At 63.5% G+C, this 20,706-nt stretch carries 20 protein-coding genes and 1 pseudogene; 14 read left to right on the top strand and 7 right to left on the bottom strand.

Annotated features, from left to right (window positions below):
* Positions 1 to 203: 203 nt before the first annotated feature.
* The 6 genes from LOY22_RS03165 to LOY22_RS03140 all read left to right on the top strand — a co-directional run bounded on the left by LOY22_RS03165 (position 204) and on the right by LOY22_RS03140 (position 5,994).
* Positions 204 to 1,223: an AbrB family transcriptional regulator gene (locus tag LOY22_RS03165; protein ID WP_258596292.1), complete on the top strand. Its 1,020-nt coding sequence runs from the start codon at positions 204 to 206 to the stop codon at positions 1,221 to 1,223.
* A gap of 48 nt (positions 1,224 to 1,271) precedes the next feature.
* On the top strand, positions 1,272 to 2,186 hold the full coding sequence (locus LOY22_RS03160) for a LysR family transcriptional regulator (protein ID WP_195885622.1): 915 nt from the start codon (positions 1,272 to 1,274) through the stop codon (positions 2,184 to 2,186).
* 62 nt (positions 2,187 to 2,248) lie between these two features.
* Positions 2,249 to 2,911, top strand: coding sequence for a TetR/AcrR family transcriptional regulator (locus LOY22_RS03155; RefSeq protein WP_093376396.1), 663 nt, complete (start codon positions 2,249 to 2,251; stop codon positions 2,909 to 2,911).
* A 9-nt stretch (positions 2,912 to 2,920) separates the two neighbouring features.
* Positions 2,921 to 3,505, top strand: coding sequence for a YigZ family protein (locus LOY22_RS03150; RefSeq protein ID WP_093376399.1), 585 nt, complete (start codon positions 2,921 to 2,923; stop codon positions 3,503 to 3,505).
* 337 nt (positions 3,506 to 3,842) lie between these two features.
* A complete protein-coding gene (locus LOY22_RS03145) occupies positions 3,843 to 4,523 on the top strand; it encodes an SDR family oxidoreductase (protein WP_093376403.1) in 681 nt (226 codons plus the stop codon).
* Between the two features lie 115 nt (positions 4,524 to 4,638).
* A complete protein-coding gene (locus tag LOY22_RS03140) occupies positions 4,639 to 5,994 on the top strand; it encodes an 8-oxoguanine deaminase (protein WP_093376407.1) in 1,356 nt (451 codons plus the stop codon).
* A 4-nt stretch (positions 5,995 to 5,998) separates the two neighbouring features.
* Here LOY22_RS03140 and LOY22_RS03135 read toward each other — a convergent pair whose 3' ends face one another.
* Positions 5,999 to 7,087 carry a calcium:proton antiporter gene (locus tag LOY22_RS03135; protein ID WP_093376411.1) on the bottom strand — a complete coding sequence of 363 codons (1,089 nt, stop codon included), beginning with the start codon at positions 7,085 to 7,087 and terminating at the stop codon, positions 5,999 to 6,001.
* Positions 7,088 to 7,233: 146 nt separating this feature from the next.
* On the opposite strand from LOY22_RS03135, the gene LOY22_RS03130 reads away from it, so the two are divergent.
* Positions 7,234 to 8,187, top strand: coding sequence for an adenosine deaminase (locus LOY22_RS03130; RefSeq protein WP_045197089.1), 954 nt, complete (start codon positions 7,234 to 7,236; stop codon positions 8,185 to 8,187).
* A 209-nt stretch (positions 8,188 to 8,396) separates the two neighbouring features.
* Here LOY22_RS03130 and LOY22_RS03125 read toward each other — a convergent pair whose 3' ends face one another.
* A complete protein-coding gene (locus LOY22_RS03125; RefSeq protein ID WP_045197087.1) occupies positions 8,397 to 9,113 on the bottom strand; it encodes a helix-turn-helix transcriptional regulator in 717 nt (238 codons plus the stop codon).
* A gap of 432 nt (positions 9,114 to 9,545) precedes the next feature.
* Positions 9,546 to 10,463, bottom strand: coding sequence for a LysR family transcriptional regulator (locus LOY22_RS03120; protein ID WP_045197085.1), 918 nt, complete (start codon positions 10,461 to 10,463; stop codon positions 9,546 to 9,548).
* A 117-nt stretch (positions 10,464 to 10,580) separates the two neighbouring features.
* Between LOY22_RS03120 and LOY22_RS03115 the strand changes: the two genes are divergently transcribed.
* Both LOY22_RS03115 and LOY22_RS03110 read left to right on the top strand, forming a co-directional pair.
* Positions 10,581 to 11,594, top strand: coding sequence for a zinc-binding alcohol dehydrogenase family protein (locus tag LOY22_RS03115; protein ID WP_195885616.1), 1,014 nt, complete (start codon positions 10,581 to 10,583; stop codon positions 11,592 to 11,594).
* Positions 11,595 to 11,719: 125 nt separating this feature from the next.
* Entirely contained in the window at positions 11,720 to 11,884 is a 165-nt protein-coding gene (locus LOY22_RS03110; RefSeq protein ID WP_176794194.1) for a hypothetical protein, read from the top strand.
* Here the strand turns inward: LOY22_RS03110 and LOY22_RS03105 are convergent.
* Both LOY22_RS03105 and LOY22_RS03100 read right to left on the bottom strand, forming a co-directional pair.
* Positions 11,868 to 13,049, bottom strand: a complete 1,182-nt coding sequence (locus tag LOY22_RS03105; RefSeq protein ID WP_195885615.1) for a multidrug effflux MFS transporter — start codon at positions 13,047 to 13,049, stop codon at positions 11,868 to 11,870. The genes LOY22_RS03110 and LOY22_RS03105 overlap by 17 nt on opposite strands.
* A gap of 114 nt (positions 13,050 to 13,163) precedes the next feature.
* Positions 13,164 to 13,361: a heavy-metal-associated domain-containing protein gene (locus tag LOY22_RS03100; RefSeq protein WP_045197079.1), complete on the bottom strand. Its 198-nt coding sequence runs from the start codon at positions 13,359 to 13,361 to the stop codon at positions 13,164 to 13,166.
* Positions 13,362 to 13,508: 147 nt separating this feature from the next.
* On the opposite strand from LOY22_RS03100, the gene LOY22_RS03095 reads away from it, so the two are divergent.
* The 3 genes from LOY22_RS03095 to cueR are packed head-to-tail and all read left to right on the top strand — an operon-like array spanning position 13,509 to position 16,753.
* Entirely contained in the window at positions 13,509 to 13,895 is a 387-nt protein-coding gene (locus LOY22_RS03095; protein WP_045197115.1) for a hypothetical protein, read from the top strand.
* 54 nt (positions 13,896 to 13,949) lie between these two features.
* Entirely contained in the window at positions 13,950 to 16,352 is a 2,403-nt protein-coding gene (locus tag LOY22_RS03090) for a heavy metal translocating P-type ATPase (RefSeq protein WP_258596266.1), read from the top strand.
* Positions 16,349 to 16,753, top strand: coding sequence for a Cu(I)-responsive transcriptional regulator (gene cueR, locus LOY22_RS03085; protein WP_258596256.1), 405 nt, complete (start codon positions 16,349 to 16,351; stop codon positions 16,751 to 16,753). The genes LOY22_RS03090 and cueR overlap by 4 nt, the downstream gene beginning before the upstream one ends.
* Positions 16,754 to 16,758: 5 nt before the next feature.
* On the opposite strand, the gene LOY22_RS03080 is transcribed toward cueR, so the two are convergent.
* A complete protein-coding gene (locus LOY22_RS03080; protein WP_045197075.1) occupies positions 16,759 to 17,652 on the bottom strand; it encodes a PA4780 family RIO1-like protein kinase in 894 nt (297 codons plus the stop codon).
* A 280-nt stretch (positions 17,653 to 17,932) separates the two neighbouring features.
* Between LOY22_RS03080 and LOY22_RS26970 the strand changes: the two are divergent.
* Both LOY22_RS26970 and LOY22_RS26965 read left to right on the top strand, forming a co-directional pair.
* Positions 17,933 to 19,021 (top strand): annotated as a pseudogene (locus tag LOY22_RS26970) (cache domain-containing protein); the annotation flags it as partial.
* Between the two features lie 90 nt (positions 19,022 to 19,111).
* Complete coding sequence (locus LOY22_RS26965) at positions 19,112 to 19,879, top strand: methyl-accepting chemotaxis protein (protein ID WP_404944413.1); 768 nt, start codon at positions 19,112 to 19,114, stop codon at positions 19,877 to 19,879.
* Between the two features lie 3 nt (positions 19,880 to 19,882).
* On the opposite strand, the gene LOY22_RS03070 is transcribed toward LOY22_RS26965, so the two are convergent.
* Positions 19,883 to 20,671, bottom strand: coding sequence for a helix-turn-helix transcriptional regulator (locus LOY22_RS03070; protein WP_213602537.1), 789 nt, complete (start codon positions 20,669 to 20,671; stop codon positions 19,883 to 19,885).
* Between the last annotated feature and the right edge of the window lie 35 nt (positions 20,672 to 20,706).

The raw sequence follows: 20,706 nt of genomic DNA, 5'->3' as shown, positions 1-20,706 counted from the left end.
AAGTGTTGTTGTGCCTAAATTGGCATGGGCTTAAGGTTTGGAAAATCTGGCTTTTCTAATCTTCAGATCACCACCGGCTAAACATTAATTCACAACATCCAGCCGCAACGATGTTACAAAGTGTTTCCATGCACCCCGGCAAGGCGCATGATGCGGGCGGCCCCTTCAGGAGACTTGGCGCAGGACGCGCAAGCACACTCACCATGAAAACCATCCTGTGTTTACTGATCTGCGCCCTGGTTGGCGCCGCCGTACAGTTTGCCGGTGTGCCTCACGGGCTGTTGCTGGGCGCCATCGTCGCCAGCGCCATGTTGGTCAGCCGGCTGCGCTTTACCCCCGACCTGCGCTTTGGTCTGGAATACGTGCAACTGGTCATGGGTATCGCCACCGGCTTGATGTTCGAAGCCTGGGACAGCGACACGGTGGCCAGCATCCTGCCGAGCCTGGGTTTTCTGCTGCTGTGCCTGAGTGCGCAGATTGCCATCGCCGGCCTGTGGCTGTTCAGGGGGTGCGGCTGGAACCTCAAGGATTCACTGCTGGCGGTGTACCCCGGCGCCCTGGCTGCGGTGTTCGACTTGCTCGAGTCGGAACGGGCTTCGAGCAAGGTGATCGTTGTGCACCTGATGCGCCTGGTGTCGATTACCCTGCTGGTCAGCCTGAGCATTCGCGCCGGTAGCGATGTCCCTGCAAGCGCGAGCACCGCGCTTAATCCAGGCCTGTTGCTGACCCTGGCGTCGCTGCTTGCCCTGTGCATCCTGCTCGGGCGCCTGCTGCTCAAGCTTGGTGTTCCTGCGCCCTTCATGCTCACGGCGATCATCGCCACGGCGGCCTATGTAAAGATGGGCTTGCTCCAGGCGTTTCATCTGCCCGGCTGGAGCGTCGATTTTGCCGCGCTGATCCTCGGTGTGCTGATCGGCGCCAGGTTCAGGGAAATCAGCTTCAAGGAGCTGGTTCGTCACGGCGGCGCCGGGCTGATGTCGGTGGGCCTGATGCTGCTGGTCGCTGCCGTCTTTGCCGGCGTGGCCGCCAAGGTGCTGGGCAGTGATCCATTCACTTTGTGGCTGGCCTACATGCCCGGGGCCATCGAAACCATTGCCATCGTCGCCTTCAGCGGTGGGCTGAACGTGGTGCTGGTGCTGTCGCACCACCTGGTGCGCATGCTGCTGTTGCACTTTGCCCCGGCCCTGCTCGTCCAGGCGCGCCGCTGGCGCGAGAATGTCTGATCAGCGTATGTTGTCTGCCTTTCATGTTCCTCAACGCAAAGGCACCGCGTGAAACGTCCACAACCCCTGGCCCAGGTCAGCGATTTCGATATCCGCCTGCTGAAGATCTACCGCAGCGTGGTGGAGTGCGGCGGCTTTTCGGCCGCCGAGAACGTCCTGGGCATCGGCCGCTCGGCCATCAGCCAGCAGATGAGCGACCTTGAGCAGCGCCTGGGCCTGCGCCTGTGCCAGCGCGGGCGCGCCGGTTTTTCGCTGACCGAGGAGGGCCGCGAGGTGTATCAATCGGCGTTGCAATTGCTCAGCGCCCTGGAAAGCTTTCGCACCGAGGTCAACGGCCTGCACCAGCATTTGCGTGGCGAGCTGAACATCGGCCTGACCGACAACCTGGTGACCCTGCCGCACATGCGCATCACCCATGCCCTGGCCCAGCTCAAGGACCGCGGCCCGGACGTGCGTATCCAGATCCGCATGATCGCCCCCAGCCAGGTCGAGCAAGGCGTGCTCGATGGCAGCCTGCACGTTGGCGTGGTGCCGCAGACCAGCCCGCTGTCGGGCCTTGAGTACCAGCCGCTGTACAGCGAACGTTCACTGCTGTTCTGCGCGGTCGGTCATCCGTTGTTTTACGCCGACGACCGGCAACTGGACGATGAGCGCCTCAACAGCCAGGACGCCATCGCCCCGACCTTCCGCCTGCCCGCCGATGTCCAGGCCCATTACCAGGCGCTCAACTGCACCGCCAGTGCCTCTGACCGCGAAGGCATGGCCTTCCTGATTCTGACCGGGCGCTACATCGGCTACCTGCCCGACCACTACGCGACCTTCTGGGTACAACAAGGCCGGCTGCGGGCACTCAAGCCCGCCGAGCGCTTTTATGACCTGAGCCTGTGCTGGGTGACGCGCAAGGGCCGGCGCCCGCACCTGGTCCTGGAAAGCTTCCTCGAAAGCCTGGCGGCTACTCGCTGAGGGCTAATGCTGGTAGGTTAGCCAGTCATAAGAGATACCCATTGCCTTGTCTGGAATCGTTCATGACCTTTGAAGTCCCTGCGCATCGCCTCCAAGCCTCGGGCAAGCCCGCCGGCCGCATTCGCCAGAAGAACGAGCAGGCCATCATCCAGGCCGCCGAGGACGAATTCGCCCGCCACGGTTTCAAGGGCACCAGCATGAACACCATCGCCCTCAAGGCCGGGCTGCCCAAGGCCAACCTGCATTACTACTTCACCAACAAGCTCGGCCTGTATGTGGCGGTGCTGAGCAACATCATCGAGTTGTGGGACAGCACCTTCAACGCCCTGACCGTCGACGACGACCCGGCCCTGGCCTTGAGCAGCTACATTCGCACCAAGATGGAATTCTCCCGGCGCAACCCGCAAGCCTCGCGGATCTTCGCCATGGAGATCATCAGCGGCGGGCAGTGCCTGAGCGACTATTTCAGCGAAGACTACCGTGCCTGGTTCAAGGGCCGTGCCGCAGTGTTCCAGGCCTGGATCGACGCCGGCAAGATGGACCCGGTCGACCCGGTGCACCTGATCTTCCTGCTCTGGGGCAGCACCCAGCACTATGCCGACTTCGCCACCCAGATCTGCCAGGTCACCGGCCGCAGCCGCCTGACCAAGCAGGACATGGAAGATGCCAGCAACAATCTTATCCAAATCATTCTTAAAGGCTGTGGCCTGACACCTCGCGACTGAATCTGCCTTATGCCTTTTACCCTGCTCGACACCTGCGAGTTTCGCGAAGAGATTCGCAAGAGCCGTTTCATCACCCTGGCTGCGCCAATCAGCAGCCCGGCCGAAGCCATGAGCTTCATCGAACGCCACAGCGACCTCGCCGCCACCCACAATTGCTGGGCCTGGAAACTGGGCGGGCAATACCGCAGCAGCGACGACGGCGAACCCGGCGGCACCGCCGGGCGGCCAATCCTGGCGGCCATCGAGGCGCAGGACTGCGACCAGGTGGTAGTCTTGGTGATCCGCTGGTACGGCGGCATTCAACTGGGCACCGGCGGCCTGGCCCGCGCTTACGGCGGCGGCGCCAACAAGTGCCTGCAGCAGGCAGAAAAGCGCTTGCTGGTCAGCCGCAGCGAACTGACCTGCAGTTGCAGCTTCAGCGAATTGGCACTGCTCAAATTGCGCGTGGCCGAGGCTGATGGCCTGGTGCTGGACGAACAGTTCACCGCCAATGGCGTCGACCTGCGTCTGGCCCTGGGCGAGGAACAGATCGAGGCGCTGCAACGCCAGCTGGCCGACCTCAGCCGTGGCCGCATCCTGCTGGAACGGGCCTGAACATTTGCCCACATTCACTGTGGGCCCGGCTGTGGATAAGCTCTGGGCATTCGCCTGCGAGCCTTTAACCACGGGGCCTGCAGAAGAACGATCATATTTTGATCAAGATTTCATGACAGCGCTTGAACTGGCGAAAAATCAGTAAGTTATCCCCAGTTATTGCGCATGCAAGCCACCACTACACGGCTTGTACCCAGCCTGCATGCTTGCACACAAATACTGTGGAGCAAGCTGTGGATAAGCCGTGCACCCCTGCGCCAACGGCTTGCCGGGCCACGGCTTGGCTAGACTGGTTATTCTTTGATCAACGTTTGATAACCCTCGAAAGGAGTTCTCCATGTCCACGAATAAAATCGCCCTGATCATCGGCGCCTCGCGCGGCCTGGGCCTTGGCCTGGTGCAACGCCTGGTGGAAGACGGCTGGAACGTGATCGCTACCGTGCGCGACCCGGCCAAGGCCGATATCCTCAGCGCCCTGCCCGGCGTGCAGGTCGAAACCCTGGAAATGAACAGTGGCAGCCAACTGGATGCCCTCCAGCAACGTTTGCAGGGGCAGGTGTTTGACCTGCTGTTCGTCAATGCCGGGGTCATGGGCCCGGGTGACCAGAACCCTGAGCGCGCGCAACCGGCCGATGTCGGCGAGCTGTTCCTGACCAATGCCGTATCGCCCATTCGCGTGGCCCAGCGCCTGGCCCCGCAACTGCGCGAAGACGGCGTGCTGGCGTTCATGAGTTCGATCCTTGGCAGCGTCGCCATTCCCGACGGCAGCGAGATGTGCCTGTACAAGGCCAGCAAGGCGGCCTTGAACTCGATGATCAACAGCTTCGTTACTCTGCAACAGCCACAGCAAACCGTCCTGGCCATGCACCCGGGCTGGGTGAAAACCGACATGGGTGGGGAAAACGCCGAGATCGACGTGCTCACCAGCACCCGCGGCATGCTTGAGCAGATCAAGGCCAATGCCGGCAAAGGCGGCCTGCAATTCATCAACTACAAAGGCGAAAACCTGATCTGGTGAAACCTTGCGCGGTGGGTGTAGACTCGACACCTCGCCCACCGCGGCGGACCTGGATCAGCAGACAGGGCAACACTGAGCTGGCTAACCTGAACCCACTTTCAGAGGAGCCGGCACCATGCCTGCGACCCGTATCTGGTTGAAAAACCCCCTGGCCATCTTCACCGCCAACACCCTCGACGCCCGTGGCGGCCTGGTCATCGAAGACGGCCGTATCAACGAAGTTCTCGGCCTAGGGCAAGCCCCGGCCCGCCCCTGTGGACAAGTCTTCGACGCCCGCGAACACGTGGTGCTGCCGGGGCTTATCAACACCCACCACCACTTCTACCAGACCCTGACCCGCGCCTGGGCGCCGGTGGTCAATCAGCCTTTGTTCCCCTGGCTGAAAACCCTCTACCCGGTCTGGGCCCGGCTGACCCCGGCCAAGCTTGAACTGGCGACCCGCGTGGCCCTGGCCGAGCTGTTACTGTCGGGCTGCACCACTGCCGCCGACCACCATTACCTGTTCCCCGATGGCCTGGAAAACGCCATCGACGTGCAGGTCGAAGCGGTGCGCAAACTGGGCATGCGCGCCATGCTCACCCGTGGCTCCATGAGCCTGGGCGAAGCCGACGGCGGCCTGCCGCCGCAACAGACAGTGCAACAGGGCGAAGTGATCCTGGCCGACAGCCAGCGACTTATCCACAGCTACCACGAGCGTGGCGACGGTGCGCAGATCCAGATCGCCCTGGCCCCCTGCTCGCCGTTCTCGGTCACCCCTGAGATCATGCGCGCCAGCGCTGACCTCGCCGCAGAGCTGGACGTGCGCCTGCACACCCACCTGGCTGAAACCCTCGACGAAGAAGACTTCTGCCTGCAGCGTTTCGGCCTGCGCACGGTCGATTACCTCGACAGCGTCGGCTGGCTCGGGCCGCGCACCTGGCTGGCCCATGGCATCCATTTCAATCCGGACGAGATCGCCCGCCTGGGCGCCGCCGGCACCGGCATCTGCCATTGCCCGAGTTCAAACATGCGCCTGGCTTCGGGCATCTGCCCGACCCTGGAACTGACCGGCGCCGGCGCGCCAGTGGGCTTGGGCGTGGACGGTTCGGCCTCCAACGACGCATCGAACATGATCCTCGAAGCGCGCCAGGCCCTGTACCTGCAACGGCTTCGCTATGGCGCCGAGGCGATCACCCCGGAGCTGGTGCTGGGCTGGGCCACCCGCGGCTCGGCGCAGTTGCTCGGGCGTACCGACATCGGCGAACTGGCGGTGGGCAAACAGGCTGACCTGGCCTTGTTCAAACTCGATGAACTGCGCTTCTCCGGTAGCCACGATCCACTCTCGGCGCTGCTGCTATGCGGCGCCGACCGCGCTGACCGGGTCATGGTCGGCGGCCAGTGGCGGGTGACCGATGGCCAGATCGAAGGCCTCGACGTGCAGAAACTGATCGCCGATCACCGTCAGGCCGCCGCCCAGTTGATCGCTGGCTGAAGGCTCAAAGGCCGAGCAATGCCAGCATGATGAAGGTGGCGAACAGCACGAAGTGGGTCATGCCCTCGATCGCGTTGGTTTCGCCATCGTTCAGGTTGATCGCGCTGACAATCAGGGTGATGAAGATCATCACCGTTTGCACCGGTGTCATGGCCATCTGGAACGGCTGGCCAGTGTAGAGCGCCATCGCCTCCATCAGCGGAACGGTCAATATCACCGTGGACAGCGACGCGCCCAGGGCGATATTGACCACCGACTGCATGCGGTTGGCCAATGCTGCGCGCAAGGCAGTGAGAATCTCCGGGGCGGCAGAAATGGCCGCCACCACAATTGCCATCAGCACCGGCGGCGCGCCGCTGCCTTCCAGGCCGTAGTCCAGGGTGTGCGACATGACTTCGGCAAGCAGGCCGATGATCACCACGCCGCTGACCAGAATCGCGATCGAGCGGACTTTATTCACCGGCGCCGGTGTACCGCCCTGCGGGTCGCGGCGCTTTTTCTGTGGATAGCTGTAACTGAAGAAGTAACTGTGCGGCCCGACCTGCATGCGCAGGAACAAGGCATAGAGCACCACCATCGCGGCGATGGTGAACCCCGAATAGAGCTTCCAGTCGGCCCGCGGAATGAACTCCGGCACTACCATCGACACGCCCATGGCAGTCATGATCATCACGCTGTAGGTGCGCGCCGAATCATCGTTGTACGACTGCTCGCCATGCTTGAGCCCGCCCATCAGCGCGGCCAGGCCGAGGATGCCATTGATGTCGAGCATCACCGCCGAATAGATGGTGTCCCGCACCAGGGTCGGCGACGCCTGGTTGCTCATCATGATCGCCAGGATCAGCACCTCGACCATCACCGCCGACAGGGTCAGGATCATGGTGCCGTAAGGGTCGCCGACTTTTTCCGCAAGCAGCTCGGCGTGCTGGGCCACGCGCATCGAGGCACAGATGATCGCCGCCACCAGCACCGCGCCGGCAAACAGCGCCAGGCCATGGCCATGTCCGAGCAGCTGGCCCTGCAGCGGCCAGGCCAGCGCGGCCAGCAGCACTGCGAGCAGCAGCGGCTTTTCCTGATTAAGAAGTGCAAGCATCGGCGGCCCTGCGCAGGTGGGTACTGGCTAGTGACTGTAGTCACTGTAGAAGGTTTCCCCGGCCAACCGCCTGGTCAGCTTTCTCCGCGCGGGCAGCGCAAGCTCTGTAGAATGGCGGCAACCGCACCTGATGAGATTTCACCACTATGTACGACTGGCTTAACGCTCTGCCCAAGGCAGAATTGCACCTGCACCTGGAAGGATCGCTGGAGCCCGAGTTGCTGTTCGCCCTGGCCGAGCGCAACAAGATCGCCCTGCCCTGGAATGATGTCGAAGCCCTGCGCGACGCCTACGCGTTCAACAACCTGCAAGAATTTCTCGACCTCTACTATCAGGGTGCCGACGTATTGCGCACCGAGCAGGACTTCTACGACCTGACCTGGGCCTATCTGCAGCGCTGCAAGGCGCAGAACGTGATTCACACCGAGCCGTTCTTCGACCCGCAGACCCACACCGATCGCGGTATCCCTTTCGAAGTGGTGCTCAACGGCATCAGCGGCGCACTCAAGGATGGCCAGCAACAACTGGGCATCAGCAGCGGCCTGATCCTCAGCTTCCTGCGCCACCTCAGTGAAGAAGAAGCGCACAAGACCCTCGACCAGGCCCTGCCGTTTCGCGATGCCTTCATCGCCGTCGGCCTCGACAGCTCGGAAATGGGCCATCCGCCGAGCAAGTTCCAGCGCGTGTTCGACCGTGCCCGCAGTGAAGGCTTCCTGACCGTTGCCCACGCCGGTGAAGAAGGCCCGCCCGAGTACATCTGGGAAGCGATCGACCTGCTCAAGATCCAGCGGATCGACCACGGCGTGCGCGCCATCGAGGACGAGCGGCTGATGCAGCGGATCATCGACGAGCAAATCCCGCTGACCGTCTGCCCACTGTCCAACACCAAGTTGTGCGTGTTCGACCATATGAGCCAGCACAACATCCTCGACATGCTCGAGCGTGGCGTGAAGGTCACGGTCAATTCCGATGACCCGGCGTACTTCGGTGGCTACGTCACCGAGAACTTCCAAGCCCTGCATGAACACCTGGGCATGACCCAGGAACAGGCACGGCGCCTGGCGCAGAACAGCCTGGATGCGCGGTTGGTCAAACCCTGACGGGCGGAAGGTGGGAACGGATTCGCCACGAAGGGTCGCACAGCGGCCCCAAAGACCGGACTGCAATGCAGTCCTTCGCGTCGATCCGACGTACCGGTGAATCTGCTCCCACTCCGCCCCCCGGAAGTTGTGCCAACCCCGAGTGTCACGGCATCTGCCTTCGGGCGCATTGTCAGCAGCGACCTCGCCAGACACCGTACCTCCTGGGTTCAGCCAGCAGTCTTCAACACGGCAACCTGGGCCATACGGTTGATGTGAGCCAGACCTGCGGCACTGATCTGCAGCATGCGCGAGGTTTCACTCTCGCGGATCCAGCCAGACTGCAAGAACAGCTTGAGCAGGCTACTGCCCAGCGCGCCGCCCAGATGCGGGCGATGATCACTCCACTCACTGCAACAGCGGCAACTGCTGAAGCTTCGACGTTGATGCTGGGCCAGCGCCTCGATGAAAATGCCGTAGGTGGCGAACTGGCTACGTCCATACTGGGTGACTTCGATGTGCTGCTCGCTGCCCTCCAGCCAGCCAGCATCGAACAGGCGCTGATAAAGGTCCGCCGCCAGCTCGCCCCCCAGGTGATCACCGCACAGCCTCGCCCGGCGCATGGACAACGGGATGCCGCCCACCTCTTGTTCGCGGCTGTCTTCGGGGGTTTTGACCTGAACACTGGCCAGCGCTTCGACAGCCGCGCCGACCTCCGGCGCGGCCAGCCTGAAATAACGTTTGCGCCCCCGCGGCTCCAGCTTCAACAAGCCACTGGCCGACAACCTGGCCAGGTGGGCACAGGCCGAAGAAGGCGTCAGCCCGGCCATGCTGGCAAGCTCATCGGAAGGACGGGCCATACCATCGATCAAGGCCCATAGCATTGCACTGCGTTTCGGGTCGGCCAACAAGCTGGCGATCTGGCTGATACTTGTTACTGGCTTCATATCTCAAACTCCCTGCGAGATCATGTCTGATATCGATTGATTAACCATGTCGGCAGCATTTACTGCGAGGTGTCCGATGCCAGAAAAGCAGGAAGTGGAAGTTATCAGAACGTCGTGTGAGAGGCGTCAGTTGCCGCCCTGGACATGGAAGTATCTCTCGCTGGAAATGACTGCTGGATCCATTATAAGCCGCGTTGCGCGAACTTAATCCGGCGGATCTCCATGGTATGGGCAACCTTGGCAGGGGCCGTCTTCAAAGGCTCTGCAGAGACGTTTGCACATCTGCAGCCCAAGCCCCACGTTACATATCTTGCCCGCAACTGGCGGATTATTCTTGACGTTATATCGCCAGATAAAACCTACAATAAATTTTACTGTAACTCACAAATGCTACCTGCTAACCACGTAGGAATGTGGGAAATTCAAATTACTTTAGCCTGTAATACCAGGCAACTTCTCAAACAATGCCTGACAACGAGCTCGAAGCATATTTCGCAACAACTGCACCGGCTTGCCCAGTTGCGCCCGGTGCGTGCACATCAGGTTCAACGGCGCGGCTTCACCATGCACGTGAGGCAACAGTAACCTCAAGCGCCCGGCCTGCACGTCATAGGCCACATCCAGCCAGGACTTGTAAGCGATGCCGACACCCGCCAGCGCCCAGCGCCGAACCACATCGGCATCGTCACAAAAGCGATCGCCGCTGACGCTCACGCCCACCTCATTGGCGCCCTCGCCAAAGCGCCAATGGTCATGCACGCGGTTGCCAAGCTGGTACAGCAGGCAATTGTGCTGGGCCAGATGCGCGACTTCCATCGGCGCGCCGTACCGGGCCAGGTAGGCGGGTGAGGCACACAGCACCCGACGGTTGTCCGCGCACACTGGCAAGGCCACCAGGCTTGAGTCTTCCGGGGCGCCATAGCGCAGGGCGATATCGGCCGGCTGGCGAAACAGGTCGGCATTGCGGTCGCCCAGCAACAGGCGCAGGTTCAGTTGCGGATGTTCGTGCTGCAGTTCATCCAGCCACGGCAACAGTACGTTGCGACCAAAATCGGACGGTGCCGACAACAGCAAGGTACCGCTGACTTGATCCTGCCCATGGGCCAGGATTCGCCGGCCCTCCTCCAGGCTCGCCAGGGCGGAACGGGCATGCTGCAAAAATCCCTCGCCCTCGGCGGTCAACCGCAGGTTGCGGGTCGAACGCGCCAGCAGGCGCACGCCCAATTGCTGCTCCAGACGCTTGAGCGAGGCGCTGGCCACCGCCGGTGACAAGTCGAGCAGGCGCGCCGCCGCCGACAGGCTGCCCAGTTCGGCGGCACGAACGAACAACTGCAGATCATCGATACGCACCCAACACACCCGCCATTATCAAAATAATATTGAAAGTATCTGTAGTTTTAGCGGCTTTTAACCGCAAGTGAAAGCACCAATCATGGCCCGCATTGACTACCCCACCGAGGAATCTCCATGAAAGCCATTGCCTACTATCACTCCCTGCCCATCAGCGATGCAGCAGCCCTGCAGGACATCGAACTGCCAGCCCCGGAGCCTGGCCCACGCGACTTGCTGGTGGAGGTGCGGGCGATCTCGGTGAACCCGGTGGATACCAAGGTGCGCCAGAACGTGCAGCCAGAGGCTGGCGCCGCCAAGGTGCTGGGCTGGGACGTGGCCGGGGTGGTCAAGGCGGTGGGCAGCGAGGTCAGCCTGTTTCAGCCGGGTGACAAGGTTTACTACGCAGGCTCCATCGCCCGTGCCGGCGGCAACAGCGAGCTGCACGTGGTGGATGAGCGCATCGTCGGCCACATGCCGAAAACCCTCGGCTTTGCCGAAGCGGCGGCGCTGCCGTTGACCGCCATCACGGCCTGGGAGCTGCTGTTCGAACGCCTGCAAATCGCTGAAGGCCAGCAGGACCTGGGCCAGAGCCTGTTGATCGTCGGTGCCGCCGGCGGGGTCGGCTCGATCCTCACGCAACTGGCCAGCAAACTCACCGGCCTCAGCGTGATTGGCAGCGCCTCGCGCCCGCAAACCCAGGACTGGGTCCGTGAGCTAGGTGCCGATAACGTCGTCGATCACAGCCAGCCGCTGGCCGCCGCACTCAAGGCCCAGGGCATCGAGCAGGTCACCCACGTGGCCAGCCTGACCCAGACCGACCAGCACCTTGATCAACTGGTCGAAGCCCTGGCACCGCAAGGCAAACTGGCGCTGATCGATGATCCCAAACAGCTGGACGTGACCAAACTCAAGCGCAAGAGCCTGTCGCTGCACTGGGAGTTCATGTACACCCGCTCGCTGTTCGAAACCGCCGACATGCTCGAACAGCACAAGCTGCTCAACCGGGTGGCCGAACTGATCGACAGCGGCACGCTGAAAACCACCCTCGGCGAGCACTTCGGCACCATCAATGCCGCCAACTTGCGCCGCGCCCATGCCCTGCTGGAAAGCGGTGCGGCCAAGGGCAAGATCGTCCTCGAAGGCTTCTGAAAAGGCGCGCCCACCTCGTTTACGGGGTGGGCGCGACCGTCAGTCCGACAACTGACCCAGGTCATTCCGCTGCCCGTGGCCGGCGCTACAATGCATCAGCCAACGCCAACCTCAGGTATGCAGATATGAATATCCAGGTCAGTGCATCAGCAAAAAAGCCCGGCTGCCCCTGGCAGGTCCAGCTCGACCAGCACGTGGTCAGCTTTCGCAGCGAGGCCGAGGCCCGCGCCTTCGTCAACACCCTGCAAACCCGTCTCCAGGCACCCCACCCGCTCAAACGGAGCGGCTGAGGTTCAGCCTGCGGGTCAGCATCGCCACGCTCACCACCGCCAGGCCACACAGGCTGATGACGATGGCCATCGGCACCGCCGTGCCGTCGTGCAGCACCCCCACCAGCGCCGCCGCCGCGGCCGCCACACTGAACTGCAGGCAACCGAGCAGGGCTGAAGCGCTACCAGCACGGGCGCCCTGCCCGCTCATGGCGCAGGCCGAGGCATTGGGGATGATGCAGCCGAGGCTGGCGATACAAATGAACAACGGAATCAGCAATGGCCACAGCGCTTCCGGGTGCAAGGCGCTGATGCCCAGCAAGGTCAGGCCCGCCGCCAGGTAAACCCACACCGCCCGGGCCAGCAAGAAGGCCGGGCCACGCTTGGCCAGCAGCCGTGCGTTGACCTGCGCCACCAGAATGAACCCCGCTGCGTTACTGCCGAACAGCCAGCCATAGTGCTCGGCCGGCACCCCATAGAGCTTGATGAAGACGAACGGCGAGCCGGCGATGTAGGCAAACATGCCAGCGATGGCGATGCCGCCGGTCAAGGCGTGGCCGAGGAAGATACGGTCCTTGAACAGCCGGCCGTACTGGCGCAGCGAACCGGACAACGGCGGGCGCGGCTGGTTGGCCGGCAGGCTTTCCGGCAGGCCCAGGGCCACGGCCAAGGTGCACAGGGCACTGAACAGGGTCAGGGCAATGAAGATCGACTGCCAGCCGTACAGGTTGACCATCAGGCCACCGAGCATGGGCGCCAGGATCGGCGCCAGGCCCATGACCAACATCAGCTGCGAGAAGACCTTGGCCGACCCCACCGCATCGCACTTGTCGCTGACGATTGCCCGCGACAGCACCATCCCGGCGCAACCGCCGAGGGCCTGGACGAAACGCGCCAGAATCAATGCATCGAGGCTCGGGGCGAAGGCGCAGGCCAGCGACGCCAGGGTGAACAGGGTCACCCCGACCAGCAGCGGAATGCGCCGGCCAAAGCGGTCGGCCACCGGCCCATAAGCCAGCTGGCCCAGCGACAGGCCAAGGAAGTATGCCGCGAGGGTGGTCTGGATGTGCTTCTCGTCGGTGCCAAAGGCCAGTGCCATGGCCGGGAAACCGGGCAGGTAGAAGTCGATCGCCAGGGGCCCGAACGCACTCAAGGCGCCGAGAATCAGGATGGTTCGCAGGTTCATCGGAAATCCGTAGCAGGCTAAGCAAGTCCGCTAGTCTAACCGCCCTGCCGGGGTTTCGCTGACAGAGTTACGCCTGCGCGATGAATCTTTTATCCATCGCGCGGGCGTCGGCGGTCAGGCTGGCTCGGCGCCGTAGCCCTCGGCACGAATAGCCTTGAGAATATTGTCTGCCGGCAAATCGCTCTGCACTTTGACCTGCTTGCGCGCCAGATCGATCTCGACCACAGCCTCATCATCATGCTCGCGAACGGCACGCGTGATAGCTTTGGCGCAATGGCCGCAGGTCATTCCTTGAACAGTGAATACTTGCATTGCAACAGCCTCCTGTGGGGTTTGAGCGCAGTTTCAAGCTTGCCATCGGGGCAAGGTCAAGTGCGAGGATTGCCTGCCGGGCTGGAAATCAGCGCGCCGCTCCGCCAAGCTGCAAGCCTGAGAATCGATTTGCAGGAGTTTGAATTCATGCGCAGGGCAGCTTTGGGCCTTTTCGGCCTGCTGGGAGTAATGGGCCTGGTGCCCGCGGCCAGTGCCGAGGGCAACGCCGACTACAGCATTCTGACCATTTCCCGCGAGCGCCTGGAAGTGGCGACCTCGTGCGAGATCGGCGTGTACCTTAATGACCAGCTTTCGGCGCGGCTGTTCCAGGAACAGTCGACCTCGTTCAACCTGCCGCCGGGCAAGGTCGCGGTGCGCCTGCGCCTGCTGCCGGCACAGATGCCAGGCTGCCAGAACGGCCTGGAGAACCAGCGCAACCAGAAGCTCACGCTTAAGGCCGGCGAGATCAATAAATACCGCATCGCCGTGGACCAGAATGGCCTCAAGCTGATCAGGGCCGGCCTGGGCTATTGACCTTCCCCGCATGGCAAGGTTGATGCTTGAGGCCTGTCCAAGGAGGAGTGCCCCATGTCCGCATCTACCACGTTCGACCTGCCGATTGCCGGCATGACCTGCGCCAGCTGTGCTGGCCGGGTCGAGCGCGCCCTGCGCAAGGTCGTCGGTGCCGAACAGGTCAGTGTCAACCTGGCCACCGAACAGGCCCGCATCCAGGCCCCGGCCGACAGCTTGCCGGCGCTGGTCGAAGCCGTCGAACAAGCCGGCTACAGCGTGCCCGCGCAAAACCTCGAGCTGCAGATCGGCGGCATGACCTGCGCCTCCTGCGCCGGGCGCGTCGAGCGCGCCCTGGCCAAGGTCGCGGGCGTGCAGCAAGTCACCGTCAACCTGGCCAACGAACGCGCCCACCTGCAGCTGCTGGGCCAGGTCGACAGCAACGTGCTGATCGATGCCGTCAGCCAGGCCGGCTACAGCGCCAGCCTGCCGCAGAGCGCCAAGGTCAACCAGGCCGACGCCGAACGCCGCCTGCGCAAGGAGCGCTGGTCGGTGGCCCTGGCGGTGCTGCTGGCCCTGCCGCTGGTGCTGCCAATGGTCCTGCAACCCTTCGGCATCCACTGGATGCTGCCGGCCTGGGCGCAGTTCGTGCTGGCCACCCCGGTGCAGTTCATCCTCGGTGCGCGTTTTTATGTCGCGGCCTGGAAAGCCGTGCGCGCCGGGGCCGGCAATATGGACCTGCTGGTGGCCATCGGCACCAGCGCCGGTTACGGCCTGAGTCTCTACGAATGGGCCACAGCCAGCGCCGGGGTCATGCCGCACCTGTACTTTGAAGCCTCGGCGGTGGTGATTGCCCTGATTCTGCTGGGCAAGTACCTGGAAAGCCGCGCCAAGCGCCAGACCGCCAGTGCCATCCGCGCCCTGGAGGCCCTGCGCCCGGAGCGCGCGCTGTTGCTGGTCGACGGCCAGGAACGCGATGTCGCCATCAGCGAGCTGCGCCTGCATGACCTGGTGCTGGTCAAGCCCGGCGAGCGCTTTCCGGTCGATGGTGAAGTCGTCGAGGGCCAGAGCCACGCCGACGAAGCACTGATCAGCGGCGAAAGCCTGCCGGTACCGAAGCAACCGGGCGACAAGGTCACCGGTGGCGCGATCAACGGCGAAGGCCGCCTGCTGGTCCGCACCCTGGCGCTGGGCACGGAAACCGTGCTGGCACGCATCATTCGCCTGGTCGAAGACGCCCAGGCGGCCAAAGCACCGATCCAGAAACTGGTCGACCGGGTCAGCCAGGTGTTCGTCCCCGCCGTGCTGGTGCTGGCGCTGATTACCCTGGTGGGCTGGTGGCTGAGCGGCGCGCCGATTGAAACCGCGCTGATCAACGCCGTCGCCGTGCTGGTAATTGCCTGCCCGTGCGCCTTGGGCCTGGCCACACCGACGGCAATCATGGCCGGCACCGGCGTCGCGGCCCGCCACGGCATCCTGATCAAGGACGCCGAAGCTCTGGAACGCGCCCATGCAGTGAATCGCGTGGTATTCGACAAGACCGGCACCCTGACTTCCGGCAGCCCGCGCATCGTCCACAGCCGTGCGCTGGTCGGTGACCAGGCACAGCTGCTGCAACTGGCCGGCGCCCTGCAGCGCGGCAGCGAGCACCCGCTGGCCAAGGCGGTGCTCGATGCCTGTGAAGAGCAAGGCCTGCGGGTCGCTGATATCAGCAACAGCCAGTCGCTGACCGGCCGGGGTATCGCCGGTAGCCTCGACGGTCGCGAGCTGGCCCTGGGCAACCGCCGCCTGCTGGATGAAAGCGGCTTGCAGCCTGGTGAGCTGGCCGCCAATGCCCTGGCCTGGGAAGCCGAAGGCCGGACCCTGTCGTGGCTGCTCGAACGCAGCCCGCAGCCGCGCGTGCTGGGCCTGTTCGCCTTCGGCGACAGCCTCAAGCCTGGCGCCGGTCAAGCGGTTCGCCAATTGGCCGGGCAAGGCATCAGCAGCCACCTGCTGACCGGCGACAACCGCGGCAGTGCCAAGGTGGTCGGCGAAGCCTTAGGCATCACTGACGTGTATGCCGAGGTCCTGCCTGCCGACAAGGCCGCCACGGTTGCCACGCTCAAGCAGTCCGGGGTGGTGGCCATGGTCGGCGACGGTATCAACGACGCCCCGGCCCTGGCCGCTGCGGACATCGGCATCGCCATGGGCGGCGGCACCGACGTGGCCATGCAGGCGGCAGGCATCACCCTGATGCGCGGCGACCCGCGCCTGGTACCGGCGGCCCTGGAGATCAGCCGCAAGACCTACGCCAAGATCCGCCAGAACCTGTTCTGGGCGTTCATCTACAACCTGATCGGCATTCCCCTGGCCGCCTTCGGCATGCTCAACCCGGTGCTCGCCGGCGCCGCCATGGCGCTGTCGAGCGTCAGCGTGGTGAGTAACGCGCTATTGCTGAAAACCTGGAAGCCGACCACCCCGCCTGAGGACGATGCCCAATGAATATCGGCCAAGCCGCCCGCCGCTCGGGCCTGAGCGCGAAGATGATCCGCTACTACGAGTCGATCGGCCTGCTCAAGCCGGCCCTGCGCAGCGACAGCGGCTATCGCCTGTACCATCAGGAAGACCTGCACCAACTGGCATTCATCAAGCGCTCGCGGGACCTGGGGTTTTCATTAGAAGAAGTCGCCCGCCTGCTGACCCTGTGGCAGGACCGCCAGCGCGCCAGCGCCGACGTCAAGGCCCTGGCCAGCCAGCACATCGACGACCTCAACCGGCGCATCGAGGAACTGGTGAGCTTGCGTGACACCTTGAGCGAACTGGTTGCCCACTGCCAGGGCGACGACCGCCCGGACTGCCCGATCCTCAAGGACCTGGCAGCCGGCGGCAGTTGCTGTCACTGACGCGTTTACTGGAGCCAGGGCGGCGCCGGTTCTTCGTCCTTGACCGTACCCCGCTCGGCGTCGGCCTTGGCCGCACGCCGGCGGGCTTCATCGATGCGCGCCGCGTCGATCTCGCGCATGACACCGTCAACGTCGGCACTGTGCTCGTCATCGGCGAACACCCCGGTCAACGGGCTTTCCGGCAACAGCTTGCCGGCCTGGTACAGGGCCCACATTTCACGAGCATAGCGCGTCTGCTTGAGCTCCGGGGCAAAACGGCCGAAGTAGGCGGCCATGTTGCCGACATCGCGCTCGAGCATGCTGAACGCGTGGTTGTTGCCAGCAGCGTCGACCGCTTGCGGCAGGTCGATGATCACCGGGCCGTCTGGCCCGAGCAGCACGTTGAACTCCGAAAGGTCACCATGGACCAGGCCGGTGCAAAGCATCAGCACGATCTGGCGAATCACGAAGGCGTGGTATTCGCGGGCCTGTTCAGGCTCCAGGTGTACGTCGTTCAGGCGTGGCGCGGCGTCGCCATGTTCATCGGCGACCAGCTCCATGAGCAGCACGCCATCGAGAAAATCATACGGCTTGGGTACCCGCACACCGGCATTGGCCAGGCGGAACAGCGCCGCCACTTCGGCGTTCTGCCAGGCGTCTTCTGCCTCTTTGCGGCCGAACTTGGAGCCCTTGGCCATGGCCCGGGCCTGGCGGCTGTTGCGTACCTTGCGGCCTTCCTGGTACTCGGCGGCCTGGCGGAAACTGCGCTTGTTGGCTTCTTTGTAGACCTTGGCGCACCGTAGCTCCCGACCGCAGCGGACCACATACACCGCAGCCTCCTTGCCACTCATCAGCGGTCGTAGTACTTCGTCGACCAGTCCATCTTCAACCAGCGGTTCAATGCGTTTTGGAGTCTTCATCGGTTTCTGTCGGGGGTCCTGTCTGGCCAAACACGGGATTGTTATAGGTCACAGGTTCTGCAACCTGCTTGTCGCTGAAGCAAGACCGCACTGCGTTGTAACGGCAATCAGCCTGACTTGCCATTCTTTTTCTGCCCGAAGGCGACCAAACGGTCACAAAATTCGGCAATTACCAATAAACACGGGGGATTTCCCCCAAGTAACACTTTATTTCCAGAGCACACGGCCGATGTAGTCTGCAGCAGCCTCGTACGTTTACAAGAAAAATTCTGGAGCGCGGATGAACATAAAACAAAAACTGACCTGGGCCTTCGCCGTAATCGCCGGCTTGCCGGTGATTCTGGTCGCCACCCTGGTGGTCCTCAACCTGCGCAGTGAAGCCCGCGAAGGCTTCGTCGACGGCAGCAGCCGCGAGATCCGCCAGGTGGCCAACGCCATGCAACTGTTCTTCGAAGGCATCAGCCAGAACGTCGACTACCTGGCCACCCAGCCACTGGTCAGCGCTACCGGCGGCGAGGTGAAAAAGTACCTGGGCGCCGATGCCGCGCAAATCGCCCTGGGCGAGCATGACAAGAAACTCTACGACTTCTTTGCCAGCCTCGCCGCCAGTCATCCGGCCTACTCCTACGTGTCCTACGGTCTGAGCGATGGCGGTTACGCGTTCTGGCCGGGCGATGCGAAAATGGCCAACTACGACCCGCGCCAACGCCCCTGGTACCAGGCGGCCATGGCCACCCCGGGCAAGACCCTGCGCACCGACGCCTATTACTGGGCCGGCGATGACGCCGTGCTGGTGAGCACCGTGCGCGCCGTGGCCAACCAGCTCGGCAACCCCGGCGGCGTGGTCAATATCGACGTCTCGCTCAAGCAGCTGACCGAGATCGTCAAGCAGATCAAGCTCGGTGAAAGCGGCTACCTGATGCTGCTCGAAGACAACGGCAACGTGCTGGTCGACCCACGCGATCCGGGGCACAACTTCAAGCAGCTGGGCAGCCTCGGCGAGGGTTACGCGCAATTGGCCAAGGCCGGCAAGGGCCTGGTCGAAGTCGAGCTGGACGGCGAACGCTACATGGCCAACATCTGGCCTTCGGAGCAACTGGGCTGGAATTTCATCGGCCTGATCCGCCATGACGAAGTGATGCACACCGCCACCCAGCTGACCTGGCTGGTCGCCGCTATCGCCATCGTGCTGGCGGCGGTGTTCGCCCTGGTCGGTGCGACTTTTGCCAAGCTCATCGTGCGCCCGATCCACAGCGTCACCAGCGGCCTGGAAGGCATCGCCCAGGGTGAAGGCGACCTGACCCGCAGCCTGGAGGTGCGCGGGCGCGACGAAACCGCACAACTGGCCAACTGGTTCAACCAGTTCCTGGCCGCGATCCGCAACCTGATCCAGAGCATCGGCCAGGCGGCGAACAAAATCCTCGCCACCTCCAGCAGCTCGACCCAGGTTTCCCATGACATGGCCGAAGCCGCCGGGCGCCAGCGCGAAGCGGTGGACATGGTCTCGACCGCCTTCCACGAAATGGTCGCCACCGCCAACGAAGTCGCCCGCTCCTGCAGCCAGGCCGCCGATTCCGCCGACAGCGGCCAGCAGCAGGCCCGCGAAGGCCAACAGCAGATCGACGCGGCAGTGCAAAGCGTTGATCGCCTGAGTCAGGAGATCGAACAGTCGGCGCAGTCGATGCAGCAACTGGAGCGCGACAGCAATGCCATTCAGTCGATCCTCGGCACCATCCGCTCGATTGCCGAGCAAACCAACCTGCTGGCCCTTAACGCCGCCATCGAAGCTGCGCGCGCCGGTGAACAGGGCCGCGGCTTTGCCGTGGTCGCCGACGAAGTGCGGGCGCTGGCCAAGCGCACCGCCGACTCCACGGCAGAGATCGACCACCTGCTCGGCAACCTGGCCAACCGCACCAGTGAAGTGGCCCAGCAGATGCACGCCAGCCTGGAAGTGTCGCAACAGTCGGTCAGCCGTATCGGCCAGGCGCGCAACAGCTTCGGGCAGATCCGCGAGTCGGTGGACATCATCCGCGACATGAACACGCAGATCGCCACCGCCGCCGAAGAGCAGCACCAGGTGGCTGAGGACATCAACCGCCATATCAGCCAGATCCATGGTGATGCACAGCTGGTGGCGGAGCTGGCCAATTCGGCGCGCCAGGACTCGCAGAGCCTGGCCGGCTTGTCCAACGAACTGGATGCGCTGGTACGGCGCTTTCGCACCTGAGGGCTACAGGCGCAGCTCGCCCGGGGTAAAGCCGAACAGGCCCTTGAAGGCGGCGATGTAGGCCGAAGTGGAGTCGTAACCGCAGCCCAGCGCGGCTTCGGTGACGCTCTGCCCGGCCTCCAGCGCAGTCAGCGATGACAACAGGCGCATGCGCTGGCGCCAGCCGCGAAAGCTCAGGCCGGTTTCGCGCTGGAACAGGCGCGTCAGGGTTTTTTCCGAGGTGTTCAGGCGCTGCGCCCACTGCGCGAGCGTCTGGCCCTGCTCGGGCTGTTCGAGCAGTTCGTTACACAGCTCGAGCAAGCGCGGGTGCTGCGGCAACGGCAGCGAAAAGCCCACCTCCGGCAGCGCCCGCAACTGGTCGAGCAACACCGCGACCAGCCGTGCCTCGGCGCTGTCGCCCTCGGCATAGTCCACCGGCAACAGGCAGAACTGCTTGATCAGCTCGCGGGCCAGCGGTGTCACCTCCAGCACCCGGCACTGCCCCGGGGCCCAGCTGGCTTCTTCGCGGCGAACATACAGGCTGCGCATCTCGGCCTGCATCGAGGTCAGCACCTCATGCTCGACTCCGGCCGGAATCCATACCCCCCACTGCGGTGGGGCAAAGTAGCTGCCGTCAGCGGTATAGACCCCGAGCACGCCGCTGATCGCATACGAGAACTGCACCCAGTCATGCCGGTGGCGTGGCGTCCACGAGCCGGCACCGAGGCTTTCGGCGCGGGCATACAGGGGCCGGGGCAAGCGCTCCAATTGGGGAATCGCCCGAGCGTTGAGTTTTTGTCCGTTACTCGGCATCAGTTGGCCTTATGTCGCAAGACGGTAAGCACTTG

Origin of the sequence: Pseudomonas sp. B21-035, assembly GCF_024748945.1 — a bacterium.
Classification (GTDB): domain Bacteria; phylum Pseudomonadota; class Gammaproteobacteria; order Pseudomonadales; family Pseudomonadaceae; genus Aquipseudomonas.
Note: the sequence above shows the minus strand (reverse complement) of the source record. Positions and strands in the feature narration are given on the sequence as shown.